The sequence below is a fragment of the Pseudoalteromonas sp. T1lg23B genome (assembly GCF_002964665.1).
Taxonomy (GTDB): domain Bacteria; phylum Pseudomonadota; class Gammaproteobacteria; order Enterobacterales; family Alteromonadaceae; genus Pseudoalteromonas.
Genome location: NZ_PQBZ01000030.1, coordinates 50,469 through 67,298, shown reverse-complemented (window position 1 = coordinate 67,298; position 16,830 = coordinate 50,469). Strand labels below are relative to the sequence as shown.

Annotated in this window: 17 protein-coding genes and 1 pseudogene; 9 read left to right on the top strand and 9 right to left on the bottom strand. The window is 43.0% G+C overall.

Going from position 1 to position 16,830, the window contains the following annotated elements:
- Positions 1 to 12: 12 nt before the first annotated feature.
- The 6 genes and pseudogenes from ispH to murJ form a co-directional block, all read right to left on the bottom strand.
- Entirely contained in the window at positions 13 to 942 is a 930-nt protein-coding gene (gene ispH, locus C2M32_RS06945) for a 4-hydroxy-3-methylbut-2-enyl diphosphate reductase (protein WP_105167735.1), read from the bottom strand.
- Complete coding sequence (fkpB, locus tag C2M32_RS06940) at positions 942 to 1,382, bottom strand: FKBP-type peptidyl-prolyl cis-trans isomerase (protein ID WP_105167734.1); 441 nt, start codon at positions 1,380 to 1,382, stop codon at positions 942 to 944. The genes ispH and fkpB overlap by 1 nt, the downstream gene beginning before the upstream one ends.
- Positions 1,379 to 1,878 (bottom strand): annotated as a pseudogene (gene lspA, locus C2M32_RS06935) (signal peptidase II). The gene fkpB and the pseudogene lspA overlap by 4 nt, the downstream one beginning before the upstream one ends.
- 9 nt (positions 1,879 to 1,887) lie before the next feature.
- A complete protein-coding gene (gene ileS / locus C2M32_RS06930; protein ID WP_105167733.1) occupies positions 1,888 to 4,713 on the bottom strand; it encodes an isoleucine--tRNA ligase in 2,826 nt (941 codons plus the stop codon).
- A gap of 21 nt (positions 4,714 to 4,734) precedes the next feature.
- Entirely contained in the window at positions 4,735 to 5,661 is a 927-nt protein-coding gene (gene ribF / locus C2M32_RS06925; protein ID WP_105167732.1) for a bifunctional riboflavin kinase/FAD synthetase, read from the bottom strand.
- 127 nt (positions 5,662 to 5,788) lie between these two features.
- Entirely contained in the window at positions 5,789 to 7,357 is a 1,569-nt protein-coding gene (gene murJ / locus C2M32_RS06920; protein ID WP_267894524.1) for a murein biosynthesis integral membrane protein MurJ, read from the bottom strand.
- 373 nt (positions 7,358 to 7,730) lie between these two features.
- Here murJ and rpsT point away from each other — a divergent pair, with 373 nt between their 5' ends.
- Positions 7,731 to 7,991: a 30S ribosomal protein S20 gene (gene rpsT / locus C2M32_RS06915; protein ID WP_070992575.1), complete on the top strand. Its 261-nt coding sequence runs from the start codon at positions 7,731 to 7,733 to the stop codon at positions 7,989 to 7,991.
- Positions 7,992 to 8,055: 64 nt separating this feature from the next.
- Here the strand turns inward: rpsT and C2M32_RS06910 are convergent, their stop codons facing one another.
- A complete protein-coding gene (locus C2M32_RS06910; RefSeq protein ID WP_105167731.1) occupies positions 8,056 to 8,439 on the bottom strand; it encodes a response regulator in 384 nt (127 codons plus the stop codon).
- 93 nt (positions 8,440 to 8,532) lie between these two features.
- On the opposite strand from C2M32_RS06910, the gene C2M32_RS06905 reads away from it, so the two are divergent.
- The 3 genes from C2M32_RS06905 to smrA all read left to right on the top strand — a co-directional run bounded on the left by C2M32_RS06905 (position 8,533) and on the right by smrA (position 9,985).
- Positions 8,533 to 8,997 carry a hypothetical protein gene (locus C2M32_RS06905; RefSeq protein WP_105167730.1) on the top strand — a complete coding sequence of 155 codons (465 nt, stop codon included), beginning with the start codon at positions 8,533 to 8,535 and terminating at the stop codon, positions 8,995 to 8,997.
- 100 nt (positions 8,998 to 9,097) lie between these two features.
- A complete protein-coding gene (locus tag C2M32_RS06900) occupies positions 9,098 to 9,337 on the top strand; it encodes a hypothetical protein (RefSeq protein ID WP_070992577.1) in 240 nt (79 codons plus the stop codon).
- A 66-nt stretch (positions 9,338 to 9,403) separates the two neighbouring features.
- Complete coding sequence (gene smrA / locus C2M32_RS06895; protein WP_105167729.1) at positions 9,404 to 9,985, top strand: DNA endonuclease SmrA; 582 nt, start codon at positions 9,404 to 9,406, stop codon at positions 9,983 to 9,985.
- Here the strand turns inward: smrA and C2M32_RS20635 are convergent.
- Together C2M32_RS20635 and C2M32_RS06890 are read right to left on the bottom strand one after the other, a co-directional pair.
- A complete protein-coding gene (locus tag C2M32_RS20635; protein ID WP_199886131.1) occupies positions 9,975 to 10,115 on the bottom strand; it encodes a hypothetical protein in 141 nt (46 codons plus the stop codon). The genes smrA and C2M32_RS20635 overlap by 11 nt on opposite strands.
- 198 nt (positions 10,116 to 10,313) lie before the next feature.
- Complete coding sequence (locus C2M32_RS06890; protein ID WP_105167728.1) at positions 10,314 to 11,234, bottom strand: 2-hydroxyacid dehydrogenase; 921 nt, start codon at positions 11,232 to 11,234, stop codon at positions 10,314 to 10,316.
- Positions 11,235 to 11,409: 175 nt separating this feature from the next.
- On the opposite strand from C2M32_RS06890, the gene C2M32_RS06885 reads away from it, so the two are divergent.
- The 5 genes from C2M32_RS06885 to C2M32_RS06865 all read left to right on the top strand — a co-directional run bounded on the left by C2M32_RS06885 (position 11,410) and on the right by C2M32_RS06865 (position 16,718).
- Positions 11,410 to 13,116, top strand: a complete 1,707-nt coding sequence (locus C2M32_RS06885) for a lysophospholipid acyltransferase family protein (protein WP_105167727.1) — start codon at positions 11,410 to 11,412, stop codon at positions 13,114 to 13,116.
- Positions 13,117 to 13,224: 108 nt separating this feature from the next.
- Complete coding sequence (locus C2M32_RS06880) at positions 13,225 to 13,707, top strand: TlpA family protein disulfide reductase (protein ID WP_105167726.1); 483 nt, start codon at positions 13,225 to 13,227, stop codon at positions 13,705 to 13,707.
- Positions 13,708 to 13,815: 108 nt separating this feature from the next.
- Positions 13,816 to 15,891, top strand: coding sequence for a TonB-dependent receptor plug domain-containing protein (locus tag C2M32_RS06875; RefSeq protein WP_105167725.1), 2,076 nt, complete (start codon positions 13,816 to 13,818; stop codon positions 15,889 to 15,891).
- 183 nt (positions 15,892 to 16,074) lie between these two features.
- A complete protein-coding gene (locus C2M32_RS06870; RefSeq protein ID WP_105167724.1) occupies positions 16,075 to 16,353 on the top strand; it encodes a peptidylprolyl isomerase in 279 nt (92 codons plus the stop codon).
- A 101-nt stretch (positions 16,354 to 16,454) separates the two neighbouring features.
- The gene (locus C2M32_RS06865; protein ID WP_105167723.1) at positions 16,455 to 16,718 is read left to right on the top strand and encodes a GrxA family glutaredoxin; all 264 of its coding nucleotides are present in this window, start codon (positions 16,455 to 16,457) and stop codon (positions 16,716 to 16,718) included.
- The last annotated feature ends 112 nt before the right edge of the window (positions 16,719 to 16,830 follow it).

The window sequence follows — 16,830 nt, the reverse complement described above, 5'->3', positions numbered from 1 at the left end:
CCGCGTCGTCTATTATCTGAGCTCAACTGGCACAGCAAAGACTACGTTTTCTTCTTCGCCTGGGTTTTCCACTACCGTCTGTCCACCTAGCTCTTTTAAGCGAGAGATGACTTGCTGTACTAGTATCTCCGGTGCTGATGCCCCTGCGGTGACGCCGACTTTTTGTACACCGGCGAACCAATCAGGTTCAACGCTGTTCGAGTCATCGATAAGATAGGCACACGTCCCCATTTTATCGGCAAGCTCTCGTAAGCGGTTAGAATTAGAGCTATTTTTAGCCCCAACCACTAATAGCACATCTACCTTATCGGCCAAGTCTCTTACCGCATCCTGACGGTTTTGTGTGGCATAACAAATATCATCTTTACGCGGGCCATGAATTTTCGGAAATTTTTCACGCAGTGCATCAATGACATCCGCCGTATCATCAACCGATAAAGTCGTTTGGCTACAGTAGAACAGATTGGCATCGTCCTTTACCTGCAACTTAGCCACATCATCAGGCGTCTCAACCAGGTAAATTCCTCCATTGGGGTTGTCATACTGCCCCATAGTGCCTTCAACCTCTGGGTGTCCTTGGTGTCCAATCAATACACACTCAGTACCCTTGCGACTTGCGCGCGTCACTTCCATATGTACCTTAGTGACCAATGGGCAAGTGGCATCAAACACTTTAAGCTCACGACGCTTTGCTTCTTGACGAACCTGCTGTGATACACCGTGTGCGCTAAAAATAACAATACTGTCATCTGGCACCTGTTGAAGTTCTTCAACAAACACCGCACCGCGTTTACGCAAGCCATCGACCACATACTTATTATGTACTACTTCGTGACGCACATAGATAGGCTTTTCAAAGATATCTAACGCACGCTCCACAATGCTAATCGCACGGTCAACGCCAGCACAAAATCCTCGCGGGTTTGCCAGTAAAATATCCATTAGTTTTTCACCTCTAGAATGTCAACTTCAAAGGTCACAGGTTGACCCGCCAGTGGATGATTAAAATCAACGGTCACCGAGTCGCCCGCTACGTCGCGAATGAGTCCCGGTAACTCAGTGCCATCAGGCTGAGTAAAGGCAATAATATTACCGACCTTAGCTGGCGCATCTGCGCCGAATTTGCTGCGGTCAAGGTAATAGATATTATCTGGGTTTGGTTGGCCAAATGCATCTTCTGGTTGCAAATCAAATGACTTACTATCCCCAGCCTTTAGACCTAGTAAGCATTTCTCAAAGTTTTCTGTCAGGCTACCATCGCCCATAAACAGCTTTGCAGGTTTATTATGAACCTTAGTGGAATCCGCGGCAGAACCATCTTCTAGCTTAATAGAAAAGTGAAACACTACTTCAGATTGTGGGCCAATCACTTGCTCACTCATACTTTTTTCTCCTGCGTCTTGTCACCTTTAAAGGCATCAAAAATTAACAGTGCAGCACCACCAACAATTGCCATGTCCGCAACATTAAACGCTGGGTAATGCCAAGTCTGGTAATAAAAGTGAAGAAAGTCAATCACATAACCATGGATCAACCTATCCACCAAATTACCCAATGCGCCTGCTAATACCATTGAGTAAGCACAGCACAACACCCAGCTTCGCGCTGGCAGCTTTTTAAGCCAATACAGCAATAAAACACTAATACCTATGGCAATAGCACTCAAAAAATAACGTTGCCATCCCCCAGCATCACTTAAGAAACTGAAGGCAGCACCGTAATTGTGCATGTAGGTAAAATTAAAAAATGGTAACAGCTTTATCGACTCATAAAGCTCCATTTAGCAACCACGACAGCCTTGGTTACGTAGTCTACTGCAAAAAGCAGTAGACTCAGCCATAACCAGACTAAACCACTTCTTTGGGGAGTGTTAGTCACTTAATGCTCCTATGCAAATTGACGCTGTTCGCCATCACCTTCTACGTTACTCACACAACGTCCACATAAGTCGTCATGCTCTTCATGCTGACCAACATCATCACAATAATGCCAGCAGCGCTCACATTTAGCGGCTTCTGTTGCATTGATAGCGATGTATAAGCCATCAATTTCCGTAGAGATTGCATTGTCTGGTTTGCTATTAACTACTTCCACTTTCGCTTTTGACGTCAATAACACGAAACGTAGTTCATCGCCAATTTGTTGTAAAGATTGTGCTAAATCACCACCCGTGTACAACGTCACCTCTGCTTGCAATGTTGCGCCGATAAGTTCTTCTTTACGAGCATTTTCAAGTACGCGGTTTACCTCATCACGTACCGCTAGCAAGTTCTGCCAATACTCATTGTTTAGCGTCCCTTCCGTCACATTCTCAAGGCCTGAGTACCATACATCAGTGAACACAAACTGACCGCGCTCACCAGGTAGAACTTCCCAGATTTCTTGAGCGGTGAAACTCATGATTGGTGCCATCCAACGTGTCATCGCCTCAGCAATATGGTACAGCGCTGATTGACATGAACGACGGGCGTGGCTGTCTGTCTTTGCTGTGTACTGACGGTCTTTAATCACGTCTAGGTAGAATGAGCCTAGCTCACCAGTACAGAAATTCATCAGCTTCTGGGTAACCACCAACATGTGGTAATGGTCATAAGCATGAATGATTTCTTTTTGTAACTGCGCAGCACGCGCCACTATCCAACGGTCCAACTCAACCATGTCCTCTACCGCAACCAAATCAGTTGCAGGGTTGAAACCACTTAGGTTTGCCAACAAGTAACGGCTTGTATTACGGATACGGCGGTAGCGATCTGCTGAACGCTTAAAAATCTCATCCGATACCGTCATTTCTGCGGTGTAATCTGTTGACGCCACCCATAAACGCAGAATATCAGCACCGAGCTTGTTCATCACATTTTGCGGTGAAATCACATTGCCCAATGACTTTGACATCTTGCGACCGTTTTCATCAACCGTAAAACCATGGGTCAATACTTGGCGATAAGGGGCGTGGCCATTAATCGCTACTGACGTCATCATGGAAGACATAAACCAACCACGGTGTTGATCTGAACCTTCAAGGTATAAGTCGGCAGGACCCGTTAACTCTTCTCTTGCGTCAACCACACAAGCATGTGTTACACCCGAGTCGAACCAGACATCTAATGTGTCTTGAACTTTTACAAACTGCTCCGCGTCATCGCCTAGTAAACTAGCGGGTTCTAGGTCGTACCAAGCTTGAATGCCTTTTTGTTCAACCAACTTAGCAACTTGCTCAATCAATTCATTGGTATTTGGATGCAATGCACCTGTATCTTTATCAACGAATAAAGCAATCGGTACACCCCACGTACGCTGACGAGAAATACACCAATCTGGGCGTCCTTCTACCATGTTTGCAATACGGTTTTCGCCCCATTCAGGGATCCACTGCGTTTTAGCTATTTCAGCTAATGAATCTTGACGCAAGTTTGCTTGGTCCATGCTAACGAACCACTGAGGTGTGGCACGGAAAATAATCGGTGTCTTGTGACGCCAACAATGTGGATAGCTATGCTGCAAGGCGTGATGATGCATTAGCGTGCCATTCTCTGCTAGCAATTCAACAATGCTGGCATTGGCTTTAAATACGTGTTGCCCTGCAAAGATGGGCGTATCTGGTAAGAACACACCATTTGCGCCAACAGGGTTAGCAACCTCTAAACCATATGCAAGACCTGCCGAGAAATCTTCAGGACCATGGCCAGGTGCGGTGTGCACGATACCCGTACCAGAGTCAGTTGTAACGTGATCACCTAAAATAACGGGTACATCAATTTCAAGGAAAGGGTGTGCCACTCGCAGATTTTCAAGCGCTTGACCATTTACATAACCTAATACGTGGAAATGTTTAAAGCCAAAGCGGTCCATAGCGTCTTTTACCAACTCTGAACCCAAGATGATACGCTGCTCTTTCCCTTCATCTTCAACTTGTACCAGTGCGTATTCAAGCTTAGCATGAACAGCAACAGCGCGGTTCGCTGGTAAAGTCCATGGTGTGGTCGTCCAGATCACAGTGCTAACGCTGCCCTGACCTTCGTGTCCATCTGCTAGATTAAATGCGCTAACTACCGCTTGCTGATCAACAAAATCAAAACGCACATCAATAGCTGGTGACTGTTTGTCTTGATATTCAACTTCTGCTTCCGCCAAGGCTGAACCACAGTCCGTACACCAATGAACAGGCTTTGCACCTTTGTGCAAATGTCCATTATTAATGATGCGACCCAGTACTCTGATAGCATTCGCTTCAAAATCAAAGTTCATGGTTAAATAAGGCTTGTCCCAATCCCCAAGTACACCAAGACGTTTAAAGTCGGTTTTTTGACCTTCTACCTGTTTAGCGGCATATTCACGACACTTTTCACGAAACTCTGCGGCCGTTACTTTTTGACCCGGCTTGCCAACTTTCTTTTCTACTTGTAGCTCAATAGGTAGCCCGTGGCAGTCCCAACCTGGAACATACGGCGCGTCAAAATCAGATAGCGTCTTAGATTTTACAATGATGTCTTTTAGGATTTTGTTAACTGAGTGACCCAAATGAATATCACCATTGGCGTACGGAGGGCCATCATGCAAAATAAATGGCTTCTTACCTTTTTTCGCGTTACGAATCTGACCATATAAGTCTTGTTCATACCAAGCATTAAGCATTTTTGGCTCGCGTTGCGCTAAGTTACCGCGCATTGGAAACTCAGTTTCCGGTAGATTTAAAGTATGTTTGTAGTCGCTCATTTATCCTAGTTTCCGTATCGGCTACTTAAAATTAAAACATTGTTTAGCAGCAGCAACATCTTCGCTGATTTGCGCCGTTAATTGTTCCAATGTATCGAATTTTTGCTCATTGCGAAGCTTTTTGATCAGCTCCACCTGCATAAAATGTCCATAGACATCTTGGTTAAAATCAAATAAATGCACTTCTAAGAGTGCTTTGGTACCATTTAGCGTGGGCTTATTACCTACATTAGCAACGCCGTTGTACTGTTTTCCAGCCACGGTTGCCCGTACTGCAAATACACCTCGAACGGGATTTACTTGTCGCTTCAACGCTATATTAGCGGTGCGAAACCCAAGCTCTCGCCCTTTCTTCCAGCCATGTATTACACGCCCAGAGATAGAATACGTATGCCCCAACATTTGATGCGCTTTATCAAGCTCACCTTCACTGAGCGCCTGCCTGATCAACGTGCTACTCACTCGGTGATCGTCTCTTCGAAAGCTCTCTGTACTTTTGACATGCATATCGTGCACTTTGCCAAGGCGCTGCAACATCGCAAAGTCACCTTGTCTAGCGCGACCAAAGCGAAAATCATCACCAACCGTTAACGCTTTAACACCCAGCTTGTTTATCAGCACCTGCTCAATAAAACCTTCGGCATCCTGACTGGCAAATTTAGCATTAAAACTGACACAGATAACACGATCTATGCCTAGCTTAGACAGTAAAACCAGCTTATCTCTTAGGCGAGTCAGTCTCGCAGGAGCCTTTGCCTTTGCAAAAAACTCTTGCGGCTGGGGCTCAAATAACATCACCGTGCTGGGTAAGCCATATAGCAGTGCGTCCTGCTGTAGCCCCTTAAGAACCTCGACATGCCCAAGATGCACTCCATCAAAGTTACCAATAGTCAACACACAGCCAAAATGATGTGGCCGGATGTTATGGATACCCCTGATCAGCTGCATAGTTTCAATGCCTTATTTACGCAATAGTTGAAAGTGAGCGATTATACCCAAGTTACCTAAAAATGCGAACATCTAGATACCTTAAGGCAAGCGGAGCTTCACGATAGGCTTGGCCGCTCCCATGCTATCAATCTCGCAGGTCTTTGATTGTGGTCAGCCTAACACCCAATATCAGCATCAAACCAAAATATACAGTCATTGCCATCAACAATAACATCAATAATAAAGCGATTTGCTCCATCAACAGCCAGCTTTGCCATGAATATAAGGTGGCAACATAACCAACACTGACCGCCATCAGGGCCGCCGCTACGATGCATTTAACCGCAAAAGTCCATGTAAAGCCAGACACGCGATAAACCCCATCACTGTTAAGACGACGATATAACAACAGAGCATTACATGTAGCGGAAAGAGACGTTGCCAATGCGAGTCCCAGATAGCCAATAAATGGCGCGAGTATGATGTTAAACACCATGTTTAGCACCAAAGTTATAATGCCTATTCGTACTGGTGTTTTAGTGTCTTGACGGGCATAAAATCCTGGCGCTAATACCTTGATCAACATGAAACTGACCAGCCCCACCGAATAAGCCGCTACGCCATAACTGACTGCTTGCACATGGTCTACCTCAGCGGAAGAAAAAGCGCCGTGATCAAACAAAACAGTGATGATAAGCGGGCTAATTGCCATCAACCCAAACATCGCAGGAAATCCGAGGAACAAAATGAAGCGTACGCCCCAGTCCAAGGTTTTTTGAAAATCTTCTAACTTATCTCCGGCATGCAGTTTAGATAGCGCAGGTAAAATCACAGTCGCAATACCAATACCAAACAGCCCAAGTGGAAACTCAATCAATCTATCTGAATAATACAGCCATGATATGGAACCTGTAACTAACAAGGACGCAATCACAGTATCTAATAGCAAGTTAATTTGGCTAATTGAAACACCAAACATGGCTGGCAGCATTAGCTTGCGTACCTTACTTACTTGCGGTGAGTACCACGCAAACGTTGGCCGACTTAATACCCCTAGACGCAACAAGAAAGGTAACTGAAACGCTAATTGCACCACGCCACCAACAAACACACCAACCGCTAGCGCATACGCACTGACAGAAAACGCGTCGTGCAAGAATATGGCACAACTGATAATTGAAATGTTTAACAGCACGGGCGTAAATGCAGCAACCGCGAATCGGTTGTAAACGTTAAGAATGGCGCCACTGAGCGCGACCAAACTGATAAAAAATAGATATGGAAAGGTCAACTTCAATAAACTGCTGGCTAATACAAATTTTTCTGCATTTGGGCCACCTTGCCACCAGTCGATAAACCAACCGGTACCAAAAAGAGCCGCAATAACAGGAGAACCAATCACCCCTAAAATTGTGACACACATCAATATTGTACCCAAAGTACCCACTGCTTGTGCGACAAACAAACGCACGTCATCATCACCATGCTTTTCTTTTATTTCTGAAAGCACAGGCACAAATGCTTGAGCAAAAGCTCCTTCAGCAAATAGACGACGTAAAAAATTAGGGATCCTATTGGCAAATAAAAAGACATCCGCAGCTAACCCTGCTCCTAGCAAGTTCGCGACAACCGCATCACGTACCAACCCCATTACACGCGATACCATAGTCATTGCACTGACTATCATGCCGGACCTGAATAACCCTTTGGCCACTTTTCCCCCAAAATTTAAACCATCGTTAAAACCTATCAATTATGCCATAGGATCATGATTCTATGACAATCTAATTGCCTCCCATCAACTGCAGAATAAAATTTCTTAGCCTAACACTATGTGAACGAAGTAAGGTTTGATACAATGCGCTCCATTAATCGCAACAGCCGAGGAATTTCTTTGGCATTGATGTGATTCAAAGGTCTGAGAATACTTTATAGCTAGCTTTTTGCTTACTGTTTTGTAAGGTCGGGCCACCAATGAGAAAGAAACAAAGGCCGCAGTTGTCAAATTTTATTGACTTTTGCGATTAAAACAGGCATATTCCTCGGCCTTTAAATTAAGCTTATTTTAAGATTGTTAGGAGCAAACCTTGGCTAACATCAAGTCTGCAAAAAAACGCGCTATTACTAGCGAAAAACGCCGCCAGCACAACGCAAGCCGTCGTTCAATGATGCGCACTTACTTCAAAAAAGTAGTAGCTGCTATTGAAGCTGGTGACAAAGAAGCTGCAACTCAAGCATTCGCTGTTGCAACACCTATCCTAGACCGTTACGCAACTAAGGGTCTAATCCACAAAAACAAAGCTGCTCGTCATAAGAGCCGTTTAGCTGCTAAAATCAAAGCACTATAATTTGTTTTTGATTAAAAAAACCGACGAAAGTCGGTTTTTTTATGTCCTAAATTCACTCCACAGCCTAACTTATCTCCAATTCTGGATAGAATTTTTTCAACATTGCTGCAATTTTCTTTGGTGAAAACGGTTTTACCACAAAGCCCTTGGCACCTAATTCAATCGCATCTTTTACATTTTCTACCGTTGAGTGTGCTGACACCATCACAACATTAAGATCCGGATTAATATCATTAAGTTGCGCAATGATTTCTTTACCATCCCCATCCGGTAGTTCTATATCCAGAAACACGATATCAAAATGTTGTTCCTCACACGCGTTTATGCATTGACGAACAGTTGAAGCTTCTCTGACATGCTCAATTCCTAGGTGCATTAAGGTTTGGTGTAAAAAACTACGCACTGTTCCCACATCATCGACGATTAATATTGAGATTTGCTGGTCCATAATCCTTTCCCATAGGCTGCGACATAAAAGTACGCTATTATTAAGATGATAGATCTATTATAGAGTGCTGCAACTAAAAGGCTACATCTAAGCATGGCAAACAATTTAAATAAGCAAAAAAAACAAAAAAAAGCTCAGTTACTTGGACAAGTAAAAGGAAAGCACAAGGCTCGCATCAAAAGAACTCCACATCAAGGTAATTTGACGTTTGAAAAGTCAGCCACTGAGTCAACAGCCCAAAGCCCTCAAGTAAAAGCAAGAAAAAGCCCAACCAAATGGATTGTCTTGGGAGTAATCATGCTAATTGTATTACTCTTCCCCAAGCCTAAGCTCATAACTTATGAAAAGTTAGGACTAGTCTCACAAAGTGTTTACTGGGCTGGACTGCCTGGCATTGACCCTGTTTTGTTTGATTCTCACTTGCACCCTCGTCCCGCTTTGGATAGAGATACGCTTTATTTATGCGCTGATTTGAACAATCCTGAGAGCTGTCAGAAATATCAAATCATTGAGCAAAACGGTTTTATTTCTGCCTTGAAGAAATTGATTTTAGATTAGAAAAACTAATCTGAAAATCACAAAAATACTCGCTTGAAGCATGGTTAAATGATCACCATAATGGCGCTCCTTTAATCAACTACGGAAGACCAAACAGACCATGCTCAACGAGTTCAACTGGCTCATTAATATTGTATTGTTAGCACTAGGCTTAGGCGCATTTTTTATCAATCAGATCACGCTGTTGCGTGCCGCAGCTATCGCTGCTTGTAGTCTGTTGTTTCTATCGTTCAGTTTGGACTTTGTGAATACCACGGTTGTTTCCAACCTTAGTTTGATCTTAATTAATACTTTTTATTTATTTAAAGTCTACACGTTCGGACAAATCGAACTAAGCTAGTAGTCATCGTCGTCTGACTAAGCTAGAATCTCAGCCATACTCTACAGTGGTTTTTACAGGTGCAGTATGGCTATGACAGACGAAGAACTATTTTTAGCATCAATGGGGGATGTCACTCCATTGGCTCAGTCCAATCAAATAGAGCTTTCCCGCCTTAAGCACTCTCCCACGTTAGCTCAACTCGAAAAGCGACGAGCTGCACAGCAAGAAATCGATTTTGACGCCAACTTCCTTTCCACCGAATATGTTGATTTGCTCGATCCCCATGATCTTTTGCAATACAAAAAGTCAGGTGTTCAAGAAGGAGTTTATAAAAATCTGCGCTTAGGTAAGTATCAGCTTGATGCAACACTGGATCTACACGGTAAAACGTTTCATGAAGCTCGAAGAGCACTATTTGACTTCGTTATGGATTGTCAGCAACGAAACATACGCGTTTTGCTGGTCAGACACGGAATTGGCCTCAAAAGCAAACCATTCCCAGCGATTTTAAAAAGTTACGTCAACAAGTGGTTACAAGAAATGCCACAGGTGTTGGCTTTTCATAGTGCGCTTAGTTGTCACGGCGGTAGCGCTGCGACCTATGTTCTGCTTAAGAAAAGCGAAGAAAAGAAATTAGAAAACAGAGAATTACACGCTAGGCGCTAACATGTACCACATTATTATCATGCTCGGGCAAAGCACTTGCCTGAGCCTTGGTAAACCAAGCGGATACTCCCAAAATGATAACTGACAAAAGGATAATTGAGAATTTCACACCACTTTGTTTACTTTTCATCTTAGCCTCCTGTTTTTATTGTTTTTTATTAATTTACTGAATATTCCCTGAACGAACAAGATGTTTTTACATACAGCAATATGAACAATAAGTGAACTTTTTGTAACAAGTTAGGTACAGAGTTCTGTTCTGTCAGATTGCTGCAATACCTGTACATACTATAACATAGTACTTTTCTCATATTTTATATAAATTTACTTAATAACCTCGCGCTCTATCTACCTGATTATCGATTTGCTCATTATTTATCAGAGCAACATAATTTGCTGCGATCTGCTCACAAGCTGTATCAATACTAGTCAATGCTGCACAATGCGGTGTCACGGTGATCAATGGATGCGACCAAAATGGGTGTGTTGCGTCAATAGGCTCTTGCGAGAACACGTCCAAACTAGCGCCAGCCAATTCACCATTATCCAACGCCCACAACAGGTCCTCTTCATTCACGTGCCGCCCTCTGGCAACGTTTATCAATACACAATGATTTGGTAACTGCTCAAATACATGACGATTGAGTATGCCTTGTGTTTGTTCAGTAAGTGGTAAGAGGCATACCAAATAATCAAGTTCAGACAAAAATTCTGATAGCTGAGCTGCTGCACTATAGCAACTAATGCCAGGCAAGCTTTTCGGGGTCGCTGACCAGCCACTCACTCTAAAGTCATTCGCTATGAGACGTTCTGCAACCACTTTACCAAGTTCTCCTAACCCCATAATACCGACTTTCATCCCTTGGTGTGCCCGCTTGGGCTTCCAACTATGTTGTATTTGCTGAGTAAAGTACTGTCGTAGTCGTAGCTTGTGTGCAAGGACGTGGGTCAAAACGTATTCCGCCATATCAGCGGCAAGTTGCTTATCAACAATACGCGTTACCACAACATGTGCTGGTAATAATGTCATAGCAATGCCATCAACTCCTGCGCCATACGACTGAACAACTTCTAAGTTCGGTAACTGAGGCCATAAATCATCTGGTGCTCCCCAGGCTAGAACAAAGCGGACACGATCGAGTGCAGAACAATGTGGCCACTCATTTATCTCAACATCTGGTAACAACGACCTTAACTTAGCAAGTAATTTTGTGTTGTCTCTGCGTGTCACACATACCAATAAAGACATTCTTCACCTCATCACAATGTATTTTTGTCATGCTAACCAATTCGATATCAAAAACCCAGCACCACTTTATATTACGTAGGTATCATGCAATGTCATACAACTGCCAGATATTTGCAACATGACTGTCACGGGATATTTCTAATCTACTGTTAATCGTATTCGATAGGACAGTTATATGATCAGTGTCGATAAAGTTATCGAAGCTAATTTGCCTCAGCTTGAACAGTCTCCAAAAGTCAAAGGACTGGTGAAAAAAGGTCTAGGTTATTTACTACATGAGCAGGAGTTTGTTGCGTTTGCCGACACCTACCCGCACCTGCAAGGTATAGAGTTTGTCGAGCAGGTACTTGATGAACTGGATTTTGATGCTCGTTACAAACCAAAGCAAATCGAACATATTCCCAGTGAAGGTAGCCTCGTAATTGTTGCCAATCACCCCATTGGTTCGTTGGATGCACTCGCATTAATCCGTGTCATCACAAAAGTTCGTCCGGATTTAAAAGTCGTCGCCAATAGAATGTTGATGTCAATCACTCCGATGCATTCATTGCTGCTGCCCGTAGATAACCTCTCTGGTACAAGCCGAAAGCAAGAGCTTGCTAACATTCAATCACATCTCAAGCAAGAGGGCGCGTTGCTGATATTCCCGGCCGGTGAAGTTTCACGTTTAAGCCCTACTGGTATCAAAGATTGCAAGTGGAATTCCGGCTTTTTGCGAATGGCAAAGAAAGCAAACAGCCCAATACTACCGGTTTATATCAAAGCTAAAAATAGCCCGTTGTTTTACGGTACTTCCATGATTTACAAGCCGTTGGCAAGTTTACTATTAGTAAAAGAAATGTTTAAACAGCGACAGAAATCACTGGAATTCGAAATCGGGGCTTCCATCCCGCCAGAGTCATACCTAATCGAAAACCTAAAAGACAAAGAGATCGTTGGCCTTATTCGCAAACAGCTATACCGTCTTAGCAGTAAAAAACCCCTGCCACTGAAAACCCGAACGCCAATCGCCGTGTCCGAATGCCGAAAAGAACTCAAAAAAGCATTAGAAACCTGTGAGCTTCTAGGTCAAACCCACGATGGCATGCAAATTTATCTTTATCAATACCAAGGAAGTTCCGTCATTTTCAGAGAACTTGGTAGGTTGAGAGAAATTGCCTTTCGCGCCGTTGGAGAGGGCAGTGGTAAGCGCCGTGATATTGATAAATATGACATGCATTATCAACACTTAGTGCTTTGGGACCCTAATCAATTAGAATTGGTCGGTGCCTATCGGCTGGCAAGTGCAAAACAAGTGCTCAAAGAATATGGACAGCAAGGTTTGTACACGGATAGCCTATTTCACTACAGCGATAAAATGCAACCATACTTTGAACACGGCCTAGAACTTGGCCGTAGTTTTGTACAACCTAAGTATTGGGGAAGAAAAAGTCTAGATTATCTGTGGTACGGTATTGGCGCTTTTGTTAAGCGCTATCCAGAACATCGTTACTTGTTCGGAGCGGTAAGTTTATCAAATAGCTTACCTGAAGAGGCAAAAGCGATGTTGGTTTATCATTATTCACATTACTTTTCCTCGCTACCAAATCACGCGCAACCTAAAAACGAGTTTAAACTTACCAACCAACAAATTAGTCAGTATCAAGCGCTATTTGACGGCGACGATATAAAAGAAGACTTTGCTGAACTAAAACATGTACTCGCAAATATGGGTGCCCAAGTGCCAACATTATTTAAGCAATACACTGAACTGTGTGAGCATGAAGGTGCTAACTTTTTGTGTTTTAGTATCGATCCTGATTTTAATAACTGTATTGACGGATTAGTACTTGTCGATTTGACTAAAATCAAACCTCAAAAAGCAAAACGCTATCTAGGATAACACCACAGAAAAGGCGTGTGTTGCTTTATTAATGCGCGCCTACCACCTTCGTTATCACGAAAAACCATAGTACACTGCATATAAATAATCCTGTTTGGTCTGACATACATGGCTAAGTTATTGATGCAACTAATCATCATGATATGTGTATTTTTACTTATCACTGCATATCAAGAAAAAGACATGCTATCGGATGCGGGTATTCAGCAAGCCCCCTACTTTTCCCTTCCAGCTCTAGAGCACACGCAGCGTGTGAGTTTAGACTCATTGCAAGGACAAAAAACCATTATTTATTTTTTTGCACCATGGTGCCATGTGTGCAAACTCAGTATGCCAAACCTAAACAAGCTCTACCTAGAGCGTCAGATAAATGTAGTGGCAATTGCACTGGACTTTCAAACTACCAATCAAGTTAGACATTTTGTTGATGACCTGAGTTTATCCATGCCTATTTTATTAGGTGACAACAATCTCAAAGCAAACTACCGAATCAGCGCTTACCCCAGTTATTATGTATTAGATGAAAAAAGTAACATCGTCGAACGCTCAGTAGGCTATTCCAGCGAGTTAGGTCTGCGCCTGAGAATGTAAATTTATGTGATGAAAACCGACAATTCATTACGTAAACCTAAAACTCTTAAACAACACATATCGGTACACTACTTCCTGTCATTAAGGACTAATTTCAGGAACCGAATCATGCTCAATCTCGCTCAACGACTAACTTTTCAGCTCAGCCCCATCATGCTGAGTTTAACCCTAAGTGCACAAGCACAAGATGCGCCCAAAGACATGGAACATATAGAAGTACACTACAAGCGCAGTAGTATTACCAGCACCATCACCGAGGATACAGAGAAACTGGTCGAAATGCCTGGCGCTATGGGCGATCCCTTGCGGGCAGTCTATGCTTTACCAGGTGTTGTAGCCGCAGGTGGCTCGATGAGTGAACCTGCGGTTCGAGGTTCATCACCAAGTGATAATATTTTCGAAGTCGACTTTATGCCCGCAGGCTACATTTTCCATGATTTTGGTAGCTCTATTTTTAACCGACATATCATCCAAGATTTTCAATTGTATTCAGCAGGCTATGGCGCAGCCTATAGCAATGCAACGGGAGCCGTATTTGATGTCACATTACGTAATCCCAAATATCAACCCCTGACAACGACTCTAGATTTCACTATGTTCAATGCTGGTATCTTTTTGGAGGGTCAAGCCACACAGAACTCGGCATTCTATGTATCAGCACGCAAAAGCACTTTACCGTTATTTTTCTCAAAAGGTGAAGAGTTGGAAGATGATGATGGCAAGCCAAATGGTGTGGTGATTAATGATGCCCCCGACGACCATGATTATCAAGGAAAGTGGCTATGGGATATAAATAACAACAACACCCTGACCTTTAACTTTACCGGTGCTGAGGACTCTGCCGCAGCCGGATTCAATGAACGCGCAGATCTTGCCAAGAAAACCCCCGAATATCAGGGTGACGCGAGGTTTATTCGTGACTTTAATAGCCAAAGTTTACTTTGGGATCACTATCATAAAGACTTCCATCTCAAAGTGGGCGTCGGCGCGCTGGCGCATTCTGGTCGCCTTGAATATGGCAAACAAGCCACGCTCAGTCAGGGCTATTTTGAACAGGAGAAAGAACAGCAATATAGCTACAAAGCGCAGCTCAATTATCGCATTAACGCAAAACATAGACTCATTACCGACTTCGCTTATTTCGACAATGAAACCACCTATAGCTACGACACATTTCAATACCTATGCACTGAACTTGACCCAGATTGCGACCTAAAAAAAGGCATCCCGATTCAAGGCAAACAGCAAGTTGACATTGATTCAGCATTTGTTGGCTTTACCCACCTATGGCAGTTATCTGACCAGCTGCAATCAGAGTTTGGCATTCAACTACAGCACAATGACTACACCGATGAGCATTTTACTTCACCTCGTTTAGCGTTGAATTATTATTTCACCGACGCTAGCACTATCACCGCCAAATATGGGCGATATAATCGTATGCAGGATATCGAATACATCATACCAAGCGTTGGTAACCCAAACCTAAGATCACAAGTATCCGATCACTTTACATTAGGATTCGAGCAACAGCTTCAGAACGAATGGTCATGGTCTGTTGAGGGTTACTATAAAACCATGGATAACCTACCACTGGCTATTGAATCAAGCGCTTCTGATGCGCATCAACTTTATAGTAATCAAGTCGAAGGAAAAGCCTATGGTATTGACTTGTTACTGAGCAAAAATAAGACTGACAACTGGTATGGCTGGGTAGCCTTGAGCTATGCCAAAAGTGAACGCACCGACACAAGACACCATATCACTCGAGATTATTTTGCCGATACCCCTTTGGTGTTCAATGCTGTTTTCCACTATGAGATCAATGAACGATGGGAGGGAGGTTTCAACTTTACAGCACGCAGCGGGCAGGCCTATACCCCCATCGTAGGAGTACAACAAAACCCCAACTATGAGAACCACTTTTTACCCATCTATGGTGAACCTTTTTCAGAGCGCCATGATCTTTATCACAGGCTCGACATACGTTTTGAGAGAAAAACACAACTATTCGGGCTCGACGGCAAACTGATCCTTGAGTTAATGAATGCCTATGGACAAAAGAATGTGAGCTATATCGACCTAGACTACAAAAAAGTTAACTCTATCGATGATTTACACATAAAAGAGGAAGAAGATGACTTCGAAATGCGCCCTTCTATCGGCTTCAGTGTCACCTTCTAAGTAAGTTAGCTTAGGGTGCCTCTAAGGGCTTGCATTTCATCAGCAAGCCCTTATTTCATCACTTCACTAAATCTACGAGCGCCTTCACAAGGGAGCTTTATGCCTTCAAAGCATTCAGCAAAGGCTTGTTTTTTTTCTTCCAGCCCTGCATGATCTCGCCGTTATTTGAATTGAGGAGCTGTCATGCCAAAAGCTTGTGCCTACCATATTTTGGTAAAAACTGAACAAGAATGCCTTGCTATTAAAGCAAAACTCGCCAAAGGTGGAGATTTCAACAAACTTGCCAAACAGCATTCACTTTGCCCTTCAAAGAAGCGCGGTGGTGATTTAGGCGAGTTTAACAAGGGTGACATGGTTAAAGCATTTGATGATGTGGTGTTTAAGAAACCCCTATTTGAAGTACATGGTCCGGTAAAAACCAAATTTGGGTATCACTTAATCAAAACGGTTTATAGAACCTAATCCACTTTTTCGATTAGTCCGATTGTTTTTTGTCACTTTTAGTTTGATAAAATTCCCCTACACTGTAATCAGTCAACCACATTACAGAAGAGAGTTTTATTGTGTTTACCGTTATTTTTGGCCGTGAAGGCTGCCCTTATTGTGTACGAGCAAAAGAAGTTGCAGAACGCTTGAGCGTACAACGCGACGATTTTAAGTTCCGCTATGTCGATATCATCAAAGAAGGCGTGAGCAAGGCTGATTTAGAAAAATCCGCAGGTAAACCTTGCCCAACGGTGCCACAAATATTTATCGATGAAAATCACATCGGTGGTTTTACTGAATTTGAGGCTTATGCCAAAGAAAATTTAGAACTTTACAATTAAGCGCCACTAAATAGCGGCTAAAAAACCGAACCATGTGTTCGGTTAAAATACGAGCAGCAATAACAACTTAGTAAATACATTGTTAATTACCTAAATTAAAAACGATTAAAAA